General features: G+C 64.6%; 13 protein-coding genes and 1 pseudogene. 9 read left to right on the plus strand and 5 right to left on the minus strand.

Annotation, left to right across the window (positions count from 1 at the left end):
• The first annotated feature begins 18 nt into the window (after positions 1–18).
• The gene (locus CKO42_RS12670; protein ID WP_200244470.1) at positions 19–1,242 is read left to right on the plus strand and encodes a 2,3-bisphosphoglycerate-independent phosphoglycerate mutase; all 1,224 of its coding nucleotides are present in this window, start codon (positions 19–21) and stop codon (positions 1,240–1,242) included.
• A 59-nt stretch (positions 1,243–1,301) separates the two neighbouring features.
• Here CKO42_RS12670 and CKO42_RS12675 read toward each other — a convergent pair whose 3' ends face one another.
• Complete coding sequence (locus CKO42_RS12675; protein ID WP_200244471.1) at positions 1,302–3,998, minus strand: chemotaxis protein CheB; 2,697 nt, start codon at positions 3,996–3,998, stop codon at positions 1,302–1,304.
• Between the two features lie 147 nt (positions 3,999–4,145).
• On the opposite strand from CKO42_RS12675, the gene CKO42_RS12680 reads away from it, so the two are divergent.
• Entirely contained in the window at positions 4,146–4,376 is a 231-nt protein-coding gene (locus tag CKO42_RS12680; RefSeq protein ID WP_338034911.1) for a ribbon-helix-helix domain-containing protein, read from the plus strand.
• The gene (locus CKO42_RS12685) at positions 4,373–4,705 is read left to right on the plus strand and encodes a type II toxin-antitoxin system RelE/ParE family toxin (protein ID WP_200244473.1); all 333 of its coding nucleotides are present in this window, start codon (positions 4,373–4,375) and stop codon (positions 4,703–4,705) included. Before CKO42_RS12680 ends, CKO42_RS12685 begins: the two co-directional genes overlap by 4 nt.
• Positions 4,706–4,722: 17 nt before the next feature.
• On the opposite strand, the gene CKO42_RS12690 is transcribed toward CKO42_RS12685, so the two are convergent.
• The 4 genes and pseudogenes from CKO42_RS12690 to CKO42_RS12705 all read right to left on the minus strand — a co-directional run.
• Positions 4,723–5,358, minus strand: coding sequence for a response regulator transcription factor (locus CKO42_RS12690; protein ID WP_200244474.1), 636 nt, complete (start codon positions 5,356–5,358; stop codon positions 4,723–4,725).
• The gene (locus CKO42_RS12695) at positions 5,358–7,226 is read right to left on the minus strand and encodes a PAS domain-containing sensor histidine kinase (protein WP_200244475.1); all 1,869 of its coding nucleotides are present in this window, start codon (positions 7,224–7,226) and stop codon (positions 5,358–5,360) included. The genes CKO42_RS12690 and CKO42_RS12695 overlap by 1 nt, the downstream gene beginning before the upstream one ends.
• A gap of 277 nt (positions 7,227–7,503) precedes the next feature.
• Entirely contained in the window at positions 7,504–9,228 is a 1,725-nt protein-coding gene (gene polX / locus CKO42_RS12700; protein WP_200244476.1) for a DNA polymerase/3'-5' exonuclease PolX, read from the minus strand.
• Positions 9,229–9,248: 20 nt separating this feature from the next.
• A pseudogene (locus CKO42_RS12705) lies at positions 9,249–9,605 on the minus strand (sugar phosphate nucleotidyltransferase); the annotation flags it as partial.
• A gap of 432 nt (positions 9,606–10,037) precedes the next feature.
• Here CKO42_RS12705 and otsB point away from each other — a divergent pair.
• The 6 genes from otsB to CKO42_RS12735 all read left to right on the plus strand — a co-directional run bounded on the left by otsB (position 10,038) and on the right by CKO42_RS12735 (position 17,185).
• Entirely contained in the window at positions 10,038–11,624 is a 1,587-nt protein-coding gene (otsB, locus tag CKO42_RS12710) for a trehalose-phosphatase (RefSeq protein ID WP_200244484.1), read from the plus strand.
• A gap of 52 nt (positions 11,625–11,676) precedes the next feature.
• Entirely contained in the window at positions 11,677–12,405 is a 729-nt protein-coding gene (locus tag CKO42_RS12715; RefSeq protein ID WP_200244490.1) for a hypothetical protein, read from the plus strand.
• Between the two features lie 129 nt (positions 12,406–12,534).
• Positions 12,535–14,967, plus strand: coding sequence for a glycoside hydrolase family 65 protein (locus CKO42_RS12720; RefSeq protein ID WP_200244492.1), 2,433 nt, complete (start codon positions 12,535–12,537; stop codon positions 14,965–14,967).
• 52 nt (positions 14,968–15,019) lie between these two features.
• Positions 15,020–16,405 (plus strand): F0F1 ATP synthase subunit beta, encoded by a 1,386-nt coding sequence (gene atpD / locus CKO42_RS12725; RefSeq protein ID WP_200244493.1) that lies wholly within the window; start codon positions 15,020–15,022, stop codon positions 16,403–16,405.
• Positions 16,398–16,871, plus strand: coding sequence for a F0F1 ATP synthase subunit epsilon (locus CKO42_RS12730; RefSeq protein WP_200244496.1), 474 nt, complete (start codon positions 16,398–16,400; stop codon positions 16,869–16,871). Before atpD ends, CKO42_RS12730 begins: the two co-directional genes overlap by 8 nt.
• On the plus strand, positions 16,871–17,185 hold the full coding sequence (locus tag CKO42_RS12735) for an AtpZ/AtpI family protein (RefSeq protein WP_200244502.1): 315 nt from the start codon (positions 16,871–16,873) through the stop codon (positions 17,183–17,185). The genes CKO42_RS12730 and CKO42_RS12735 overlap by 1 nt, the downstream gene beginning before the upstream one ends.
• Positions 17,186–17,194 lie beyond the last annotated feature (9 nt).

Below are 17,194 nucleotides of genomic sequence, written 5' to 3' on the forward strand. Positions count from 1 at the left end.
ACTAACCAGAGGCTCCTCATGGATATCACCGACACCTGGCAAGAACTGATCATCCCCGGCGGCAAGATCGTCTACCTGGTCATGGACGGTCTCGGTGGGCTGGGCAGCGAGGAGACCGGACGCACCGCGCTGGATACCGCCGAGACGCCGAATCTCGATGCACTCGCGCATGATTCCTCCTGCGGCTTGCTAGAGATGGTCGGCCCCGGCATCACGCCGGGCAGCGGTCCCGGGCATCTGGCGCTGTTCGGCTATGATCCGCTGCGCTGGCGCATCGGCCGTGGGGTGCTCTCGGCGCTCGGCATCGATTTCCCCCTGCAGCCCGGTGATCTGGCCGCACGGGTCAACTTTGCCAGCATCAACAGCGCCGGCGAGATCACCGACCGGCGCGCCGGGCGCATTCCGACGGAGCTGAACCAGCGCCTCTGCGCCAAGATCCAAGACGCCCTCGACCTGGACTTCGACGGCGAGGTCTTCCTCAAGACCGAGTCCCAACACCGTGCGGTGCTGGTGCTGCGCAGCAGCCCAGATGGTGATGCGCTCTATGACGACCTGCCGGACACCGACCCCCAGGCCACCGGTCGGCCATCGATCCCCATGCGGCCACAGTCGGATCAGGCCAAGACCGCGGCCGAGGTGGTCGCGCAGTTCCTCGAGCAAGCGCACGCGGCGATCGCTGACGAGCAACCTGCCAATGCACTGCTGCTGCGCGGCTTCCAGCGTCACCAGGTGATCCCCGGACTGCAGGAGCGCTTCGGCCTCAATGGGCTCTGCATCGCCGAGTATCCGATGTATCGCGGACTTTCAAGGCTGCTCGGGATGGACATCGCCGAGCCACCGACCGGCATGGATGCCCTGTTCGAGTCGTTCGAGCAGCAGATCGGCGACGAGCATGATTTCTACTTCCTCCATGTCAAAGGCACCGATAGCGCCGGCGAGGATGGCAATGTCACCGAGAAGGTGGCGGTGATCGAAGAGGTCGATCGGCGCATTCCTTGGCTGTTGGAGCAGAGGCCGGATGTGCTCGTCGTCACCGGCGATCACTCGACGCCAGCGGTGATGTCGGCGCACAGCTGGCATCCGGTACCGGTGCTTCTGCACGCTCGGAACGCGCGTCGCGACGCTGCCCAGCGCTTCGATGAAACCAGCTGCCTGAAAGGCGCCCTCGGGCTGCGCCCGGGCTGCCACCTGCTCGGTCTCGCCCTCGGCCACGCCGGCCGCATGAAGAAATTCGGCGCCTAACGATCAACCGGAGGCGCCGGTGGACTTCAAGCATCACCCCAGCACCGACTTTTGTCCGGTCAAGGCGTTGGCTGGTCACGATCGAAAAGGGTGATCACCACCCCATCGATACGCTGGTCATGCGTTCGGTAGGGACGCAAGGTGACATCCTGGGTTTTTCCTTTCTCGCCTTCGGTCTCGAGCCGCTTGACGGCCATGCTCTCCATCACCTCATGCGCAAGCGCCTCGAGCCTTGGTAAGTCGATATTGGGCCGGAGGTTGCCGATCGGCCGGCCAACATCGCCGTCGATCAGATTGAACAGCCGCTTGGCGCGCGGGGTGAACTGACGCACCCGCAGATCGCGATCGAGCATCAGGATCGGCAGGTTGACACTGCTCAGGAGGTTGCGGAGGTCGTTGTTGGTGGACGTCAGCTCGGCGTTGCGATGCTCGAGCTCGTCGTTGACCGTCGCAAGCTCCTCGTTGGTGCTCTGCAGCTCCTCTTTCGCGGTCTCCAGCTCCTCGTTGGTGCTCTGCAGCTCCTCATTGGTCGATTGCACCTCCTCGTTGGCGGACTGCAGCTCCTCATTGGTGCTCTCTTGATCCTCGATGATCGACTGCATGTACGCGCGCGTCTCCTCCAGCTCCTTTTCCAGCTTGGCGATCCTTGCCTGATCCGCATCACTGTCCCGTTCCTTGCTGTCCCGTTCTTGGTCTTCTTGCGCGCCATTGCTCGCCGAGGCGGATGCGCTCCCGGACTCAACGCCATGGACCGGATGTTCCTCGAACAGGATCAGATAGAAGCGCTCTAGGGCGTCCTTCGCTAAAGGAATGATGCGCAGACTCAGCTCGCTTCTAGGGCCATCCACCTTGAGCTCAATCCCGGTCTTGAGGACCGGCTCATCACTCTTGAGCGCGCGTTTGAACAGGTTGCGCAGATCGACCAGGATCTCCTGGCGAATCAGCTTGACCAAATCCAGACTCGCCGTGCCTGGCAAGGGCTCAAGGTAGCGCCCGGTCTTACCGCGGAAACTGATGACGGTCAGATCGCGGGTAACGATGACACCCGGTGGGCTAAACAGCGTGAGCACGGCGCGGTCGGCCTCCTTTCTGATCTCGGACTCGGATCGCCCACCGGGCTCATGCGCGTCGCCCTGAGGCTCGCGATCAGGCTCGCGCCGGGCAGGGGCAAACTCGTAGGTTGGCGTCGAGCTTGTCGATTGCTTGGCGTAGCTCTTGGCCTCCTTGTCCTCGAGCCGGAACAGATCGGAGCTGCTGCCGATACCCTCCGAGGCGCCGAGCAGCAGAAAGCCGCCAGGCTTCAGCGCGTAGTGGAAGATCTGCAGCACCCGCCGCTGGAGCGTGCTGCCGAGATAGATCATCAGGTTGCGGCAACAGATGAGATCGAGCCGCGAGAAGGGCGGATCACTGGCCACATTGTGCGGCGCGAAGACACAGAGGCCGCGAACCGACTTGTTGATCTGCCAGCCGCCCGAGACCTCATGGAAGAAGCGATTCAACCGCCCTTGCGAGATCTCGCCGCTGATTCGGCTTGGATAGATGCCACTGCGGGCACGCTCGATGGCCTGCTCGTCGATATCGGTGCCAAAGATCTGGACCGGAATGCTCGGCTGCGACCCGAGCGCTTCGAGCAGCACCATGGCCAGTGAGTAGGGCTCCTCGCCGGTCGAGCAGCCTGGCACCCAGATGCGCAACGTCTCATTCGCCGCGCGTCCCTTGAGCAGCGTCGGCAGCACCGAATCACGCAGCGCATCGAAGGTCTTCTGCTCACGGAAGAAGGCGGTGACATTGATCGTGATGTCGTGAAAGAGCGCGTCGACTTCATTGGGCTCGCTGCGCAGATACTCCAGATAGTCGCGGAACCGATCCAGCTTGCTGAGTAGCATTCGGCGTTTGAGCCGTCGCTTGATGGTGGCATGCTTGTAGTAGCTGAAATCGTGTCCGGTCCGGGCGCGCAGGAGCCGAAACACCTGTGTTAGCTGGTCCGTGCTCGCCCCCGGGTCCTCCTCTCCCTCGGTCCGGCCGCCGCGATCGAGCAGATACGGATGTCGTGCAATCCGGCCCAGCTCCCGTGCGATCTCGGCCGGTGGCAGCACGAAATCCACGGCGCCACTGGCGATGGCGTTACCGGGCATGCCGAAATACTGCGCGCTGTCCTCGTCCTGCGCAAAGGTCATCCCGCCAGCGGCCTTGATCGCCTTGAGCCCCAGGGTGCCGTCTGAGGCCGTGCCCGAGAGCACGACGCCGATCGCGGCCGGTCCGATCTCATCGGCCAGCGAGCGCAGCATGAAATCGATTGGCAGCTCGCGATGCTCACTGCCGGCGCGCTCGCGACGGCTACCCTGTGTCAGCTGCAGTCTCCCGGCGCGCACCGCGAGGCTGTGATCGGGTGGCGCCACGTAGATATGGTTCGGCGCGATCCAGGCACCGTCTTCGGCCTCCTGCACCGGCAGATTGGTCTCGCGCGCCATGATCTCGCTCAGCAGACTCTCGCGGGTCGGCGCCAGATGCTGCACCAGCAGGAAGGCCATGCCAGTATCCTCTGGCAGCGCATGCAGCAGGGCCTTGAACGCCTCCAAGCCGCCCGCCGAGGCGCCGATGCCAACCACCGGCGCCGAGGGGGTCTCATGTGCATCGTTATCCGCTGCTGTCGTCGTCGGCTCCTCCGCGTTTGTCGTCGTCGGCTCCTCCGCGTTATCCGCAGGGCTGGCCGGCGCCTCTGCGTGACCTGTAGTGCTGTCTTCTTTGCTCGCCACTCGCCTCAAACCTCCGCACAGGATCAAGCGACGAGCCTAACATCCTGCGTGCGTGATCTTCACGATCGTTAAAGAACGCACGCGGAGGGATCGCCATCGAGACTTGCCAACTTTTGCCATCGGCGCTAATTTCTCGACATGAGCACCATGAACATCTCCCTCCCAGACTCACTGAAAACCTACGTCGATGAACAGGTTGCTGGTCGGCAATTTGGAACCAGCAGTGAGTACGTGCGCGATCTGATCCGCCGTGATCAAGACCGGCAGCGTCTGCGTGGACTTCTCCTCGACGGGGCCACTTCCGGAACCGGAGCGGTGGCTGATCCGGCCTACTTCGACGCATTACGCAAGCGCGTTCGTCAAGGTAAGGCCGATTGACGACGAAGAAAGTCATACCGCGGCGCCTCGCGATTCAGGATGTCGACGAGATCATCGAGCATTATCTGGAGACCAGTCCGGAAGCTATTGCCCTTGGGTTCGTGGATGCGCTGGAATCCGCCTATGCTCGGATCGGCTCGAACCCTGCAATTGGCTCACTGCGATACGCCTACGAGCTAGAGCTGCCGGGTCTGCGGTCATGGCCGCTCAAGCGCTACCCCTACCTGATTTTCTATCTGGAAGAGGATGAACACATCGACGTCTGGCGAGTCCTCCATGGCAGCCAGGATGTGCCTCGATGGATGCACGAGCAAGACGGGCTGGAGTGATCCTTAGACTGAGGCGCTCAACCCACACCAGCGGACTCTCCCTCACCAGGCGGACAGAGGGCGACCATATTGCACAGCATCGCCAGGCTGTCGGCTTCCATCTTCTCCATCACCTTTGCGCGGTGGGTCTCGACCGTGCGCGGGCTGATTTCCAGCTCGCGCGCGATGTCCTTGTTCGATAGGCCTTGGGTCGCCAAGGTCATCACCTGCTGCTCGCGTGGGGTCAAGGTCGCGCAGCGCGTGCGCACGGTCTCCACCGCGCGGGCATCGTCACGGCGTCGGCGGTCGATCTCGAAGGCGCGCTCGATGCGCTCGGTCAGCTTGCTCTTGCTGACCGGCTTCTCGAGGAAATCCACCGCGCCCAACTGGACCGCGCGCACCGTGGTCGGCACATCGCCGAATCCGGACAGGAAGATGATCGGCAGGTCATAGCCGCGTTGACGTAGCGCCTGCTGCAGCTCCAAGCCGGTCATCTCCGGCATGCGCATGTCGAGCACCAGGCAGCCGCGGTCATCGTCCGCGCAGGAGCCGAGAAACGCCTTGGCACTCGCAAAGCCCTGCACCCGATAGCCGAGCATCTCCAGCAGCAGCTGCATCGATTCGCGCATGGCCTCGTCGTCATCGACGATGTAGACACATTGATTCTCATCCATCATTGGTCTCCTGAATGGGCCAGCGGCAGCATGAAATGGAACCTGGCGCCCTCGCTCGAGCTGGGATCGACCCAGAGCTTGCCGCCATGGGCTTCCACGATATCGCGGCTGATTGGAAGCCCCATGCCGAGCCCGGAGCTGCGGCGCGAGGCGAACAGATCGAATAAGGCATGCTCATTCTCCACATCCAGTCCAGGGCCGGTGTCGCTCACCGTGACCTGAACCATCGGCGAGCCCGCGTCGGTTTTTTCCTCAGGGCTCACTTCGGACCTGCGGGAACAGGTTGCAATGGTCACTCGCCGCTCGGCCATCTCCGCCTCATCAATGGCCTGCACCCCATTGCAGATCAGGTTGACCATGACCTGCTCGAGCTGAATCGGGTCACCGAGCAGCCAGAGACCGGCTGAGCCCGAGGTGAAACGCAGCTCGACCTGGCGTTGGCTCGCGAACCAGCCGATCAGCTCGATCGTGCGCTCGATCAGGGGGTCGAGCTCAAGCGACTGCATCCGGACCTCCTTATGGCGCAAGAAATCACGCAGCCGCTCGACAATGGCACCGGCGCGCTCGAGCTGGGCATCGGCCTTGGCGATCATCGGCTCTAGCATCGCCGCATCCTTGGGGCGCTGCGTCGCATCGGCGCCTTGCAGCTGCTCGAGCGCGGCGCGCCCGAAGAAGGCCGCGGCGTTCAGCGGCTGCGCCAGCTCGTGCACTAATGAGGTGGCGAGCACGCCGACCGCATTGACGCGCGCCGCATGGGCCGCGACCTCCCGCGCGATCTGCGTTCTCTGCTCGGCGCGCTTGCGGTCGGTGACGTCGATCTGCACGATCACCGCCCCCTGCCCTGTCTCCTCTCCCTTAGCCGCATCTCCCTTAGCCGCATCTCCTTCGGCATCGAGCGGGGCAGCGGTCAACGCCAGCCAGTGCTCGCCATCCCGGCGTTCACAGGCAAATTCGGCGACGAACCGCTGGCGACGTCGCTCGAGCACGGCCGCCACGCCGTCGGCAATGGCAGCGGTCTCGGCCTTTGACGCCGGGCGCTCAGCCTCTGCTCGGGAGGCCTGATCGCGACAGGCGGCGAGATAATCCCATCCGACATCGGCCCGGCGCGCTGACGACCCTGAGGTCGAGCGCTTCGGGCAGTTGGCAAAGCGCTGCCAGGCGTCGTTGGCGAAGACGACCCTGCCCTTCGCATCCAGCACCAGCACCTCGGCCGGCAGGGCATCGAGGATGGCGTGGGCGCGGTGCTCGGTCGCCCGCTTGCTGCGCTCGAGCCGGCGCTCGGCGGTGATATCGACCAGTGCGCTGAAGCACTCAGGGCCGTCGTCGCCATAGCGGCGTGACGACACCAACCGCAAGGCCTGGGGCGCCGGCTCGGGACGCGGGCGGCGCGACTCGAGATCGACCTCCAGTGGCTCGACCATCACGCCATCGGCGCCACCAACCACGGCTGAGACGTGATCAAGGAACCGCCGCATCTCACCGCCTGCCAACAGGACCGGAAACGGCGTGCCACCGAGCCGCAGGCGATCGCGCCCGAGCATCTGCGCGGCGGTGAGATTGATCTCGCGGATGCGCCCGCGCCGATCGAAGACCGCAAAGCCGACCGGCGCTAGATCGAACAAGCGGGCGTAATGGTCGCGCGAGACCTCCAGGATGTGGCGCGCATCGGCAAGCTCGCGCCCCTGCAGCTCAAGCTCCACCTGGTGCGTTTGCAGCTCGAGCAGCAGATCCCGGGTTGCGTCGTTGGCTCCTCCGCCGTCCAGCAATTCACTGATCAGCTGATCGAGCCGACGCGCCAGCTCGGGCTTGCTCAACACGTTTAGGACGGGCCCCCTGCCATGACCGGGCGCCCTTGCATCATCTGTCATGCCTACCTCATCGATCGCTGCCTCGCGGTCTCGCGGTCTCGCTGTGTGCCTAGGATAGGTCAGTGTCTTGTTCCCATAAACCGGAGCAAATTCGGCGCCAGCCTTGTCGCTTGGCCGGCGCAATGGCGAGGCACAGGGAGCGCGGGCAACCAAATGGTTGCTTTAGACAGCCCCTTGGTTCTAAAGACCCGATCCTGGCTGGCAGGGTGAAACTGTTAGGGAGCTAGTAGGGAGCTAGTAGGGAGCTAGGCTGGATTGCCCGTCATGCCCGCCAACGTCATCCGCGCTTGAGCAGCGTGCGCAGCGCCTCGAGCGAGCGGGTGTTGATCACATCCTCGGCCTCGAGCCAGCCGCGACGTGCCTGATCGACACCGAAGCGGATGTAGTTCAGATGGGTGCTGCTATGGGCGTCGGTCGAGATCGCGACCTTGACGCCCATCTCCTTGGCGAGGCGGCAATCAGCGTCACTGAGATCGAGCCGCTTCGGCTGGGCGTTGACCTCAAGGAAACAGCCCCGCTCGGCCGCTGCCGCGAGCACCCGCTCCAGATCCAGCTCATAGGCATCGCGCTTGCCGATCAGACGTCCACGCGGATGGCCAAGGATGGAGAAATTCGGGTTCTCCATCGCCCGCAGCACCCGTTCGGTCTGCTGCTCGCGCGAGAGACCGAGCTTGTCGTGGATCGAGCAGACACAGAGGTCGAGCCGCTCGAGGATGGAATCCGGCAAGTCGAGCGAGCCGTCGTCAAGGATGTCGACTTCCGCGGACTTGAGCACTGTGATCCGACCGTCAAGCTCATCGTTCAGGCGATCGATGCGCTCGATCTGCTCGCGCAGCCGGGCCTCGTCGAGGCCGCCGGCGACGGTCAGGTTCTGGGTGTGATCGGTGATCGCCAGGTACGCATAGCCGCGCTCGGCGCCGGCCTCGGCCATCGCCCGCAGGCTCTCGTGCCCATCGCTGGCCCGGGTATGGCAATGCAGATCGCCGCGGATAACGTCGAGCTCGATGAGCTGCGGCAGCCGTCCCTGCTGCGCGGCCTCGATCTCGCCGTGGTGCTCGCGCAGCACCGGCTCGATATACGGCAGGTCCACGCTGGCATAGACCTCCTCTTCGGTGCGCCCGGCGATGCGCTCGTCGTCGCGGAAGACGCCGTACTCGTTGATCTTGAGGCCGCGCTCGACCCCCATTCGGCGTACCGCAATGTTGTGCGCCTTGGAGCCGGTGAAATAGTGCAGCGCGGCGCCGTAGGCGTCCTCTGGCATCAGGCGCAGGTCCACCTGCAGGCCCGAGCGCAGCACCACCGTCGAGCGGGTCTCGCCCTGGGAGACGATCTCCCGGACCTCGTCATGGCCGGTGAATTGCTCCATCACCGCTGACCCTTCATCGGCGGTGACCAGGATGTCGAGATCGCCGACTGTCTCCTTGCGGCGGCGGAAGCTGCCGGCGACGGTGAGCTGCTGAACGCCTTCGATCCCGCCCAGATCCCTGGCGAGTGTGTCGGCGACCTCCTCGGCCTCCATCAAGCGCGTGCGCGCCTCCTGGCCCTGGCGCCGGGCCAGATGCTCGGCGATAGTCTCCTCGGTCTTGCGGCCAAAGCCCTCGAGCTGGCGCACCCGCTGCTGATCGACGGCCTGCTTGAGATCATCAAGATTCTCGATCCCGAGATCCTGATGCAGCGCCTTGACCCGCTTCGGCCCGAGTCCAGACAACTGCATCAGCTCGCTCAATTGGGCCGGCAGGGTCTCCTCGAGCTCATCGAGCTGGGGCAGCTCGCCGGTCTGCGCGATGGTCGCGATCTTCTCGGCCATGCTCTGGCCGATATCCGGCAGCTCGGTCAGGTCGGCGCCGTTCTCGACCCGATCGGCCAGGCTCTGTGCCAGCCCGGAGACGGTCTGGGCGGCTTGGCGATAGGCGCGCACCCGGTAGGCATCGCCGCCACCGATCTCGAGTAGATCGGCCGCGCGCTCGAGCCGATCAGCGATTTCTTGGTTATGGATGGTCATGATGTCTGATGAGCTGCTTTAGCAAGATTCTGGGCCACAGCGTCCGCCGTGCCGGTGAACCAGGTCTTGCCGTTGAGCATCTGTGGCGGCACCACGGTCACGAACTGATCCGGAAACAGCGGCGAGATCGTCCAGGCCTTGCGCACATGCTCGATCAGCGACTGCGACTTGTATTGCACCAGCAGATAGATCGTCGAGATCCCGGAATTGACCAGATTGCTGAGCACGAAATCGATGATCCGGTAGCGCGAGCCAAACGGGACCGCCGGCTTCGAGCGCTTATCGGTAAGCGGGCGCAGTCGTGATCCCTGCCCTCCAGCCATCACCATGGCCATGATGCTGTTGCGATTGCCAGCGCGTGATTGGGTTGGTTGCATCGCTAAGCTCCTGTCCCCTGTGTCGGTGAGTGACGGTTCAAAACCACCGCCGATCGTTGATTTGCCCCATCCGAAGCAGTCATGGAGCCGCTCCGGCTCGAGGATCGATTCGATGACGGTCTCCTGATTGGAGGTCGGATCTGAGGGCGGCTCGGGGAGGCGGATCGGGGGGCTTGGCGTGCTGTCAGAAGCGCTGCGCAGATTGAGATCATGGAGCCTCCATCGCGACGGGTGGCTGTGTCCGTGGTTGTGTCCATTTCAGACTCAAGCAATCCGGGGGCCACAACGCCTTGGCCGGATGTCTATGCGGCACGGTCGTTGCTTCGTCGTTGCTATCAAGCACTGCGCCGAACAGGGCCGTCGCCGAGCGCTTCGCTTTCCTTAACGCTTGCCTCGAGACTTTCCTCGAGACTTCCCTAGAGCCAAGACCCGATGAACACTGCGATGACCGATGGACAGCTCACGATGGCCGACGCACAGCCGGTGTTCTCGCGCGAACGGCTCGACGCCGTGCTGTTCGACCTCGACGGCGTCCTGACCCGGACCGCTGAGATCCACGCCGAGGCTTGGAAAAGGCTGTTCGACGACTATCTGAGCGAGCGTCCGGCCACGGCCGGCGAGGATCACAGCCGGTTCGATGACGACCGCGACTATCGCCGCTACGTCGATGGCCGACCGCGTCTCAAGGGCGTCAAGCATTTCCTCCTCGCGCGCGGCATCGATCTGCCCGAGGGCGAGCCTGATGACCCACCCGAGCACGAGACGCTGCATGGGCTCGGCAACCGCAAGAATGCCCTCTTCCGCGAGCTGATCGAGCAGCGTGGTGTCGCCGTCTACGCCTGTGCGGTCGATCTGGTGCGACGGTTGCGCCGCTCGGGGTTTCGCACCGCCGTGGTCACGGCCAGCAAGAATTGCGAGCTCATCCTGCAACAGGCGGGGCTCGATGGGCTGTTCGATAAGCACCTGGATGGTGTCGAGGCCGAGGCACTGGAGCTGGCAGGCAAGCCCGATGCGGACACCTTCGTCGAGGCCGCCCATCAGCTCGGCTGCGAGCCCAAGCGCGCGGCGGTGATCGAGGACGCCACCGCGGGCGTGATGGCGGCGAGCCGCGGCCACTTCGGGCTGGTCATCGGCATCGATCGCGACGGCCAGCGCGAGTCGCTGCTGAACAAGGGCGCCGATCGGGTGTTTGACGATCTGTGCCAGATCGGCATCGAATCGGCCCATCGCGAGACACCACCGTTGCTCGAGGAGATGGCGCTCATCAGTGACCGGCTCGCTGACAAGCAACCGGCGCTTTTTCTGGACTATGACGGCACCCTGACCCCGATCGTCGAACGCCCGGCAGACGCCCAACTCAGTCACAGCATGCGCCGCGCCTTGCGGGACGCCGCTGAGCAGATGCCGCTGGCCGTGATCAGCGGTCGCGACTTGGACGACGTCAGCGCCTTGGTCGGGATCGACAGTCTGATCTATGCTGGCAGTCACGGCTTCGATATCCGCGGCCCGGATCTGCGAATGGAGCTTCCCGAGGGCATCGACGCGCTTGATGCGCTGCAACAGGCGGCCGACAGGCTCGAGGCGCGGCTTGCGGACGTCGCCGGAGTCCGTATCGAGCGCAAGCGCTTCGCGGTCGCGATCCACGTGCGCCAGGTCGCCGACGAGGATCTGCCGCAGGTGCGCGAGGCGGTCGATCAGACCCGGCGCAGTCTCGATGGTTTGCGTCAGACCGGCGGCAAACGGCTCTTCGAGCTGCGCCCAGACGTCGACTGGGACAAGGGCCAGGCGCTGCGCTGGCTGCTCTCCGAGCTTGGGCTTGAGGGTCCCGACGTGCTGCCACTCTATCTCGGCGATGATGACACCGATGAGGATGCCTTCCGTGCGCTGCGCCGGCTGGGCGGGATCAGCATCCTGGTCTCTGAAACAGCGCGCCCGAGCGCCGCGGACTATCGCCTGCGCGCCCCCGACGACGTCGAAGCCCTGCTGACCTCTCTGACGGAGAGCGAGCGCCATGCATGACTGGCAGTGGAGCTAAACGCCTTCCTCACAGCCTTTCCTAGAGCAAAAACCGATGAACACTGCGATGACCGATGTAAAGTCCCGATGCTCAGGCGAGCGACTCAACGCCAATACCCTGCTGCTCCTTATCAGCGCCGCACTGGCGATCACCGCCGCTATGGCGACCACCGACGTCGCTGCTCAAGCACCCTTTGATCCCGCCGCCCCCGGCGAGGCGAGGCGGACACCCAGTGGTGAGCCCTGGCGCGGCACCCTGCAGAGCGGCGCCAAGGTCTGGGTCGACCCCCGCACCAACCGGCCGATGACCCAAGGACCCGGCTACCAGACCCAGCTCTGGGATGGCATCTATCGCCTGAACAACGGCACTGAGCTGCATGTGCGCGAGGGTCGGGTGGTGCCGAACACCGAGATGCTTGAGCGTCGCCAGGCGACGCCAATGCCACCGCCCTCTGACGAGCAGGCCCCCAGGGAGGATGACACTGCGCAGCCGGGGCAGCCGGGGCAGCCGGGCGAGACAGCCTTACCGCAGGGCGGCGACAGCCGTCCCTGCCAGGTGCTGGTTGAGCAGGCCTGCGGTCCCGACAACGCCTGCGCGGATACCACCAAGTGCAGCGCCGCACATCAGCTGGTCGACATGGCCGCTGAGCAGCGGGCGCAACAGGCAAGGCCGAATGCTGTGACAGGGACCGAGCTCAAGTGCCGCGAAGCACTCAACGACAGTTTCTTTGCCCCCTGTCGAGCGAGCGCCGCTGGCGAGGACAACGCAGCACCAGCGCGCTGATAGTGGCCCATAAGTTGCATCGACGAGTCTTGTATTTCGGACCCGTCCGCGCTGCTTGCGATGGCCTGGCCTGCAGAGCCTCTGCAGACATCGAAGCACTGCTCGGTCCTCTGGTGGAGATTGAACGCAATGCATGATTGGGAGTGGAGCTACCATGACTATCGCCCCGAGCAGGAACGGCTGCGCGAGGCGTTGTGCACAGTGGGTAACGGCTATTTTGCGAGCCGCGGCGCTGCCCCGGAGTCGGTAGCCGATGCGCATCACTACCCTGGGACCTATCTAGCGGGCGGCTATGATCGGGCCAAGACCGAGATCCAGGGACGCGTGGTCGAGAACGAGGACCTAGTCAATCTGCCCAACTGGCTGCCGCTGCAACTGCGCTTCGCCGATGGCGACTGGTTCAATCCCGATCAGGTGGAGCTGCTCGACTACCGGCAGAGGCTCGATCTGCGCAATGCGGTGCTGGAGCGCGAGATCAGATTCCGCGAGCCCGGCGGCCGCGAGACCCAGCTGCGCCAGCGTCGGCTGGTGCATATAGAGCACCAGCATCTTGCTGGGCTCGAAACGGAGCTGACGCCCTGTAACTGGTCTGGCAGCGTCGAGGTACTGAGCGCGCTCGACGGACGCGTGACCAACGACGGCGTCGAACGCTATCGCGGTCTCGAGGGGGACCACCTCGAGTGCCTCGAGACCCAGGCGGTCGACGTCGACGGCCTCTATTTGAAGGCGCGCACGCGGCAGTCGCGCCTCGAGATCGCGATGAGCGCCCGCACTCGGGCTTACCGCGGGGAGCAGCCGATCGACCTCGATGCGCGGGTCGAGACCGAGGCTGATCAGATCAAGCAACGTTTCCAGCTGCACCTCGACGCCGGCCAGACGGTCAGCATCGAGAAGCTGATCGCGCTCTATACCTCGCGCGATGCGGCGATCAGCGAATCTGGTCTGGAAGCCCGCTCGGCACTCACATCGCTGCCGCGCTTCGCCGCACTGCGGGAGAGCAACGCCTTGATCTGGCAGCAGCTGTGGCGGCGCTTCGACCTCGAGCTTGGCCTGCGCGACGACGACGACGGGCGCACGGCCGCCATCCTGCGACTGCATCTGTTCCATCTGTTGGTCACCGCCTCGCCCAGGGTCATGGACCTCGACGCCGGTGTGCCAGCGCGGGGACTCCACGGCGAGGCCTATCGTGGGCACATCTTCTGGGACGAGCTGTTCATCTTCCCGACGCTCAATCTGCGGCTGCCGGAGATCACCCGCTCGCTGCTGATGTACCGCTATCGGCGACTCGGCGCCGCTCGGCAGGCCGCTCGCGAGGCAGGACTGCGCGGGGCGATGTATCCCTGGCAAAGCGGCAGCAACGGTCGCGAGGAGAGCCAAACGCTGCACCTGAACCCCCGCTCCGGACACTGGACCCCGGACGAGTCGCGGCTGCAGCGGCATGTCAGCTCAGCCATCGCCTACAACCTCTGGCAGTACTACGAGACCAGCGGCGACCAAGAATTCCTCTCCTTCTATGGCGCCGAGATGCTGCTCGAGATCGCTCGCTTCTGGGCCAGCATCGCCACCTACAACCAGGCGCTCGAGCGTTACGAGATCCACGGCGTGATCGGCCCCGACGAATTCCATACCGGCTATCCAGACCGCGAGGAGCCGGGGCTGAGCAACCACGCCTACACCAATGTCATGGCCTGCTGGGTGTTATGCCGAGCGCTCGATCTGCCCGAGCACCTGCCCAACGAGCGCTGGGATGAGCTGCGCGAGCAGCTCGGCATTCAGCGCGATGAGCTCGAGCAGTGGGATCGGATCAGCCGCAAGCTTCGCCTGTGCTTCCACGACCAGGACGTCATCAGCCAGTTCGAGGGCTTCGAGCAGCTCGACGAGCTCGATTGGCAGGGCTATCGCGAGCGCTACGGCGACATCCAACGGCTCGACCGCATCCTTGAGGCCGAGGGCGACTCGCCGAACCGCTATCAGGCCACCAAGCAGGCCGATGTGCTGATGCTCTTCTATCTGTTCTCGACCGAGGAGCTGGAGCGGCTGCTCACCCGCCTGGGCTATCCCTTTCACCCCGAGATGATCCCGCGCAACGTGGATTATTACGGCAGCCGCACCAGCCATGGCTCCACGCTTAGCCGCGTGGTGGATGCCTGGGTCCTGGCACGTCGCGACAGACAGCGCTCCTGGTCGCTGTTCACCGAAGCACTCGAGAGCGACGTGGCCGACATTCAAGGTGGCACGACCTCGGAGGGCATTCACCTCGGCGCCATGGCCGGCACCGTCGATCTGATTCAACGCTGCTATGCCGGGATCGAGGTGCGCGATCAGCGACTCTGGCTCAACCCGGCGCTGCCTGAGGAGCTGCAACGGCTGCGCATCCGGTTGCGATTCCGTGGCCAGACCCTGGAGCTCGACATCAGCCACGAGCGGGTGCGCGTCCGCGCGATCTCGCCCGAGACCGAGACGATTCGGCTGTGGGTGGGGTCGGAGGCATGCGCGCTCCGCGCCGGTGAAACCCACGAGTTCGAGCGCAAAGACAATCCAGCGTTCGTGGAGGCGCCCTAATGCCAAATCGCTTGCCAAAGCGCTTGCCAAAGTGCTTGCAGGAGGGTGGCTCATGAGCGAGCAGGCCAAACAGCAGCCAGCGACGGGCGACGGCCAGGTGGTGTCGGTGCGCGGTAGCGTCGTCGACGTGCGCTTCCCGCCGCCGCTGCCGACGCGCTTTCAGGCCCTGCGTGCAGGCGCCCAGGATCAAGTCGTGCTAGAGGTCCATAGCCTGCTCGATCGCGACCGGGTGCGCTGCATCGCGCTGACGCCGACCCAGCAGCTCGCGCGCGGAATGCCGGTGCGCGACACCGGCGCGACGCTGACCGTGCCGGTTGGCAAGGCGTTGCTGGGGCGCGTGCTCAACGTCTTCGGTGACAGTATCGACAATGGCGAGCCGCTGCAGGACGTCGAGCGCTGGCCGATCCATCGCCCACCACTGCCGCTCAGCGAGCGCATCACCCGCACCGAGATCTTCGAGACCGGGATCAAGGCGCTGGATCTCCTCTCGCCCTTGGAGTCTGGGGGCAAGGCCGGGTTGTTCGGCGGCGCCGGTGTTGGCAAGACGGTGCTGATCACCGAGCTGATCCACAACATGGTCGGTCACTATCAAGGCATCAGCCTGTTCTGTGGCATCGGCGAGCGCACACGCGAGGCCGAAGAGCTCTATCGCGATATGCGCGACGCCGGGGTGCTTGACCACACCCTGATGCTGTTCGGCCAGATGAACGAGCCGCCCGGGGCGCGCTTCCGGGTCGGACACGCCGCCCTCAGCATCGCCGAGTATTTCCGCGATCAGGAGCGTCGCAACGTCCTGCTGCTGATCGATAACATCTTCCGCTACGTGCAATCCGGCACCGAGGTCTCGGGGCTGATGGGGCGTATCCCCTCGCGCGTGGGCTATCAGCCGACCCTGGCCAGCGAGCTTGCGGAGCTCGAAGAGCGCATCTGCAATTCGGCCAGCGCCGCGATCACCTCGGTGCAGGCGGTGTATGTGCCCGCCGATGACCTGACTGACCCGGCCGCCGCGCACATCTTTGGCCACCTCTCGGCGTCGATCGTGCTCTCGCGTAAACGCGCCAGCCAAGGCTTATACCCAGCGGTGGACCCGTTGCAGTCTCAATCGAAGATGCTGACCCCGCAGATCGTCGGCGAGCGCCATTACCAGGTCGCGCAGCAGGTGCGCTCGACCTTGGCAGAGTACGAGGAGCTGAAGGACATCATCGCCATGCTCGGCGAGGAAGAGCTCTCGCGTCAGGACCGCGAAACGGTCAGCAAGGCGCGCCGGCTTGAGCGCTTCCTGACCCAGCCGTTCTTCACCACCGAGCAGTTCACGGGTCATTCGGGCCAGCTCGTGAGCCGTGAGCAGACCATCGAGGGCTGCGAGCGCATCCTCGATGGCGCCTTTGCCGACGTCGACGAGCAGGCGCTCTACATGAAGGGGGCGATCGATGAGTGACGCCGACGCGCTTGAAACAGCACCAGAGACGAACCGGGCGACGAGGCTGCGACTGCAGGTCTTCGCGCCCACCCAGACCCTCGTCGACGAGCCGGTGCGCAAGATCATCGCCGAGGCGGCCAACGGCTCCTTCTGCCTGCTTCCTCGGCACATCGATTGCGTGGCTGAGCTGGTGCCAGGAATCCTGTCGTTCCTGGATACCGACGAGGTCGAGCGCTTCGTCGCCGTTGATGTCGGCACCCTGGTCAAGGCGGATGATCGGGTTCGGATCGCAACCTTGAACGCGGTGGTCGGCGACGACCTCGAACGGCTCAGCGACACCGTGACCGAGTCGTTCTTGACGCTCGAGCAACACGAACAAGAGGCGCGCTCGGCCCTAGGCCGGCTTGAGGCCGGCACGCTGCGCGGCTTTGCCGAAACCCGATTTGCCGAAACTCGCTTTGCCAATACACAAGAGACGCGATGATGGCTCAGGACAAACAATCGCCCGAGGAGCGGTTCCGTGACCAGGTCGAGCGCAAGGCCGCGCGAAAACGGCGCGCCCGCGGCGAGCGCGATCGCAACGTCTGGTTCTGGCTCGGGATGTTCGGCCTGGTCGGTTGGGCGGTGGCGGTGCCCACCGTGATCGGCGTCGCCTTCGGTGTGTGGCTCGACCGCCTCTGGCCGGCCGAGCAGGCCTCCTGGACCCTGAGCTTGCTCCTCATCGGCGTCGCGCTCGGTTGTGTGAACGCCTGGTATTGGGTCAAACGCGAGAGTCGGCATGACGGCAACGAGCAGTGAGGCGCCCGC

This window comes from Lamprobacter modestohalophilus, assembly GCF_016583905.1.
Taxonomy (GTDB): domain Bacteria; phylum Pseudomonadota; class Gammaproteobacteria; order Chromatiales; family Chromatiaceae; genus Lamprobacter; species Lamprobacter modestohalophilus.

Coding starts and splice junctions, on each gene's coding strand:
- CKO42_RS12670 (WP_200244470.1), top strand. CDS start 19: ATGGATATCACCGACACCTGGCAAGAACTGATCATCCCCGGCGGCAAG.
- CKO42_RS12695 (WP_200244475.1), bottom strand. CDS start 7,226: ATGACAGATGATGCAAGGGCGCCCGGTCATGGCAGGGGGCCCGTCCTA.
- CKO42_RS12715 (WP_200244490.1), top strand. CDS start 11,677: ATGAACACTGCGATGACCGATGTAAAGTCCCGATGCTCAGGCGAGCGA.
- CKO42_RS12680 (WP_338034911.1), top strand. CDS start 4,146: ATGAACATCTCCCTCCCAGACTCACTGAAAACCTACGTCGATGAACAG.
- atpD (WP_200244493.1), top strand. CDS start 15,020: ATGAGCGAGCAGGCCAAACAGCAGCCAGCGACGGGCGACGGCCAGGTG.
- CKO42_RS12735 (WP_200244502.1), top strand. CDS start 16,871: ATGGCTCAGGACAAACAATCGCCCGAGGAGCGGTTCCGTGACCAGGTC.
- CKO42_RS12720 (WP_200244492.1), top strand. CDS start 12,535: ATGCATGATTGGGAGTGGAGCTACCATGACTATCGCCCCGAGCAGGAA.
- CKO42_RS12690 (WP_200244474.1), bottom strand. CDS start 5,358: ATGGATGAGAATCAATGTGTCTACATCGTCGATGACGACGAGGCCATG.
- CKO42_RS12730 (WP_200244496.1), top strand. CDS start 16,398: ATGAGTGACGCCGACGCGCTTGAAACAGCACCAGAGACGAACCGGGCG.
- otsB (WP_200244484.1), top strand. CDS start 10,038: ATGAACACTGCGATGACCGATGGACAGCTCACGATGGCCGACGCACAG.
- polX (WP_200244476.1), bottom strand. CDS start 9,228: ATGACCATCCATAACCAAGAAATCGCTGATCGGCTCGAGCGCGCGGCC.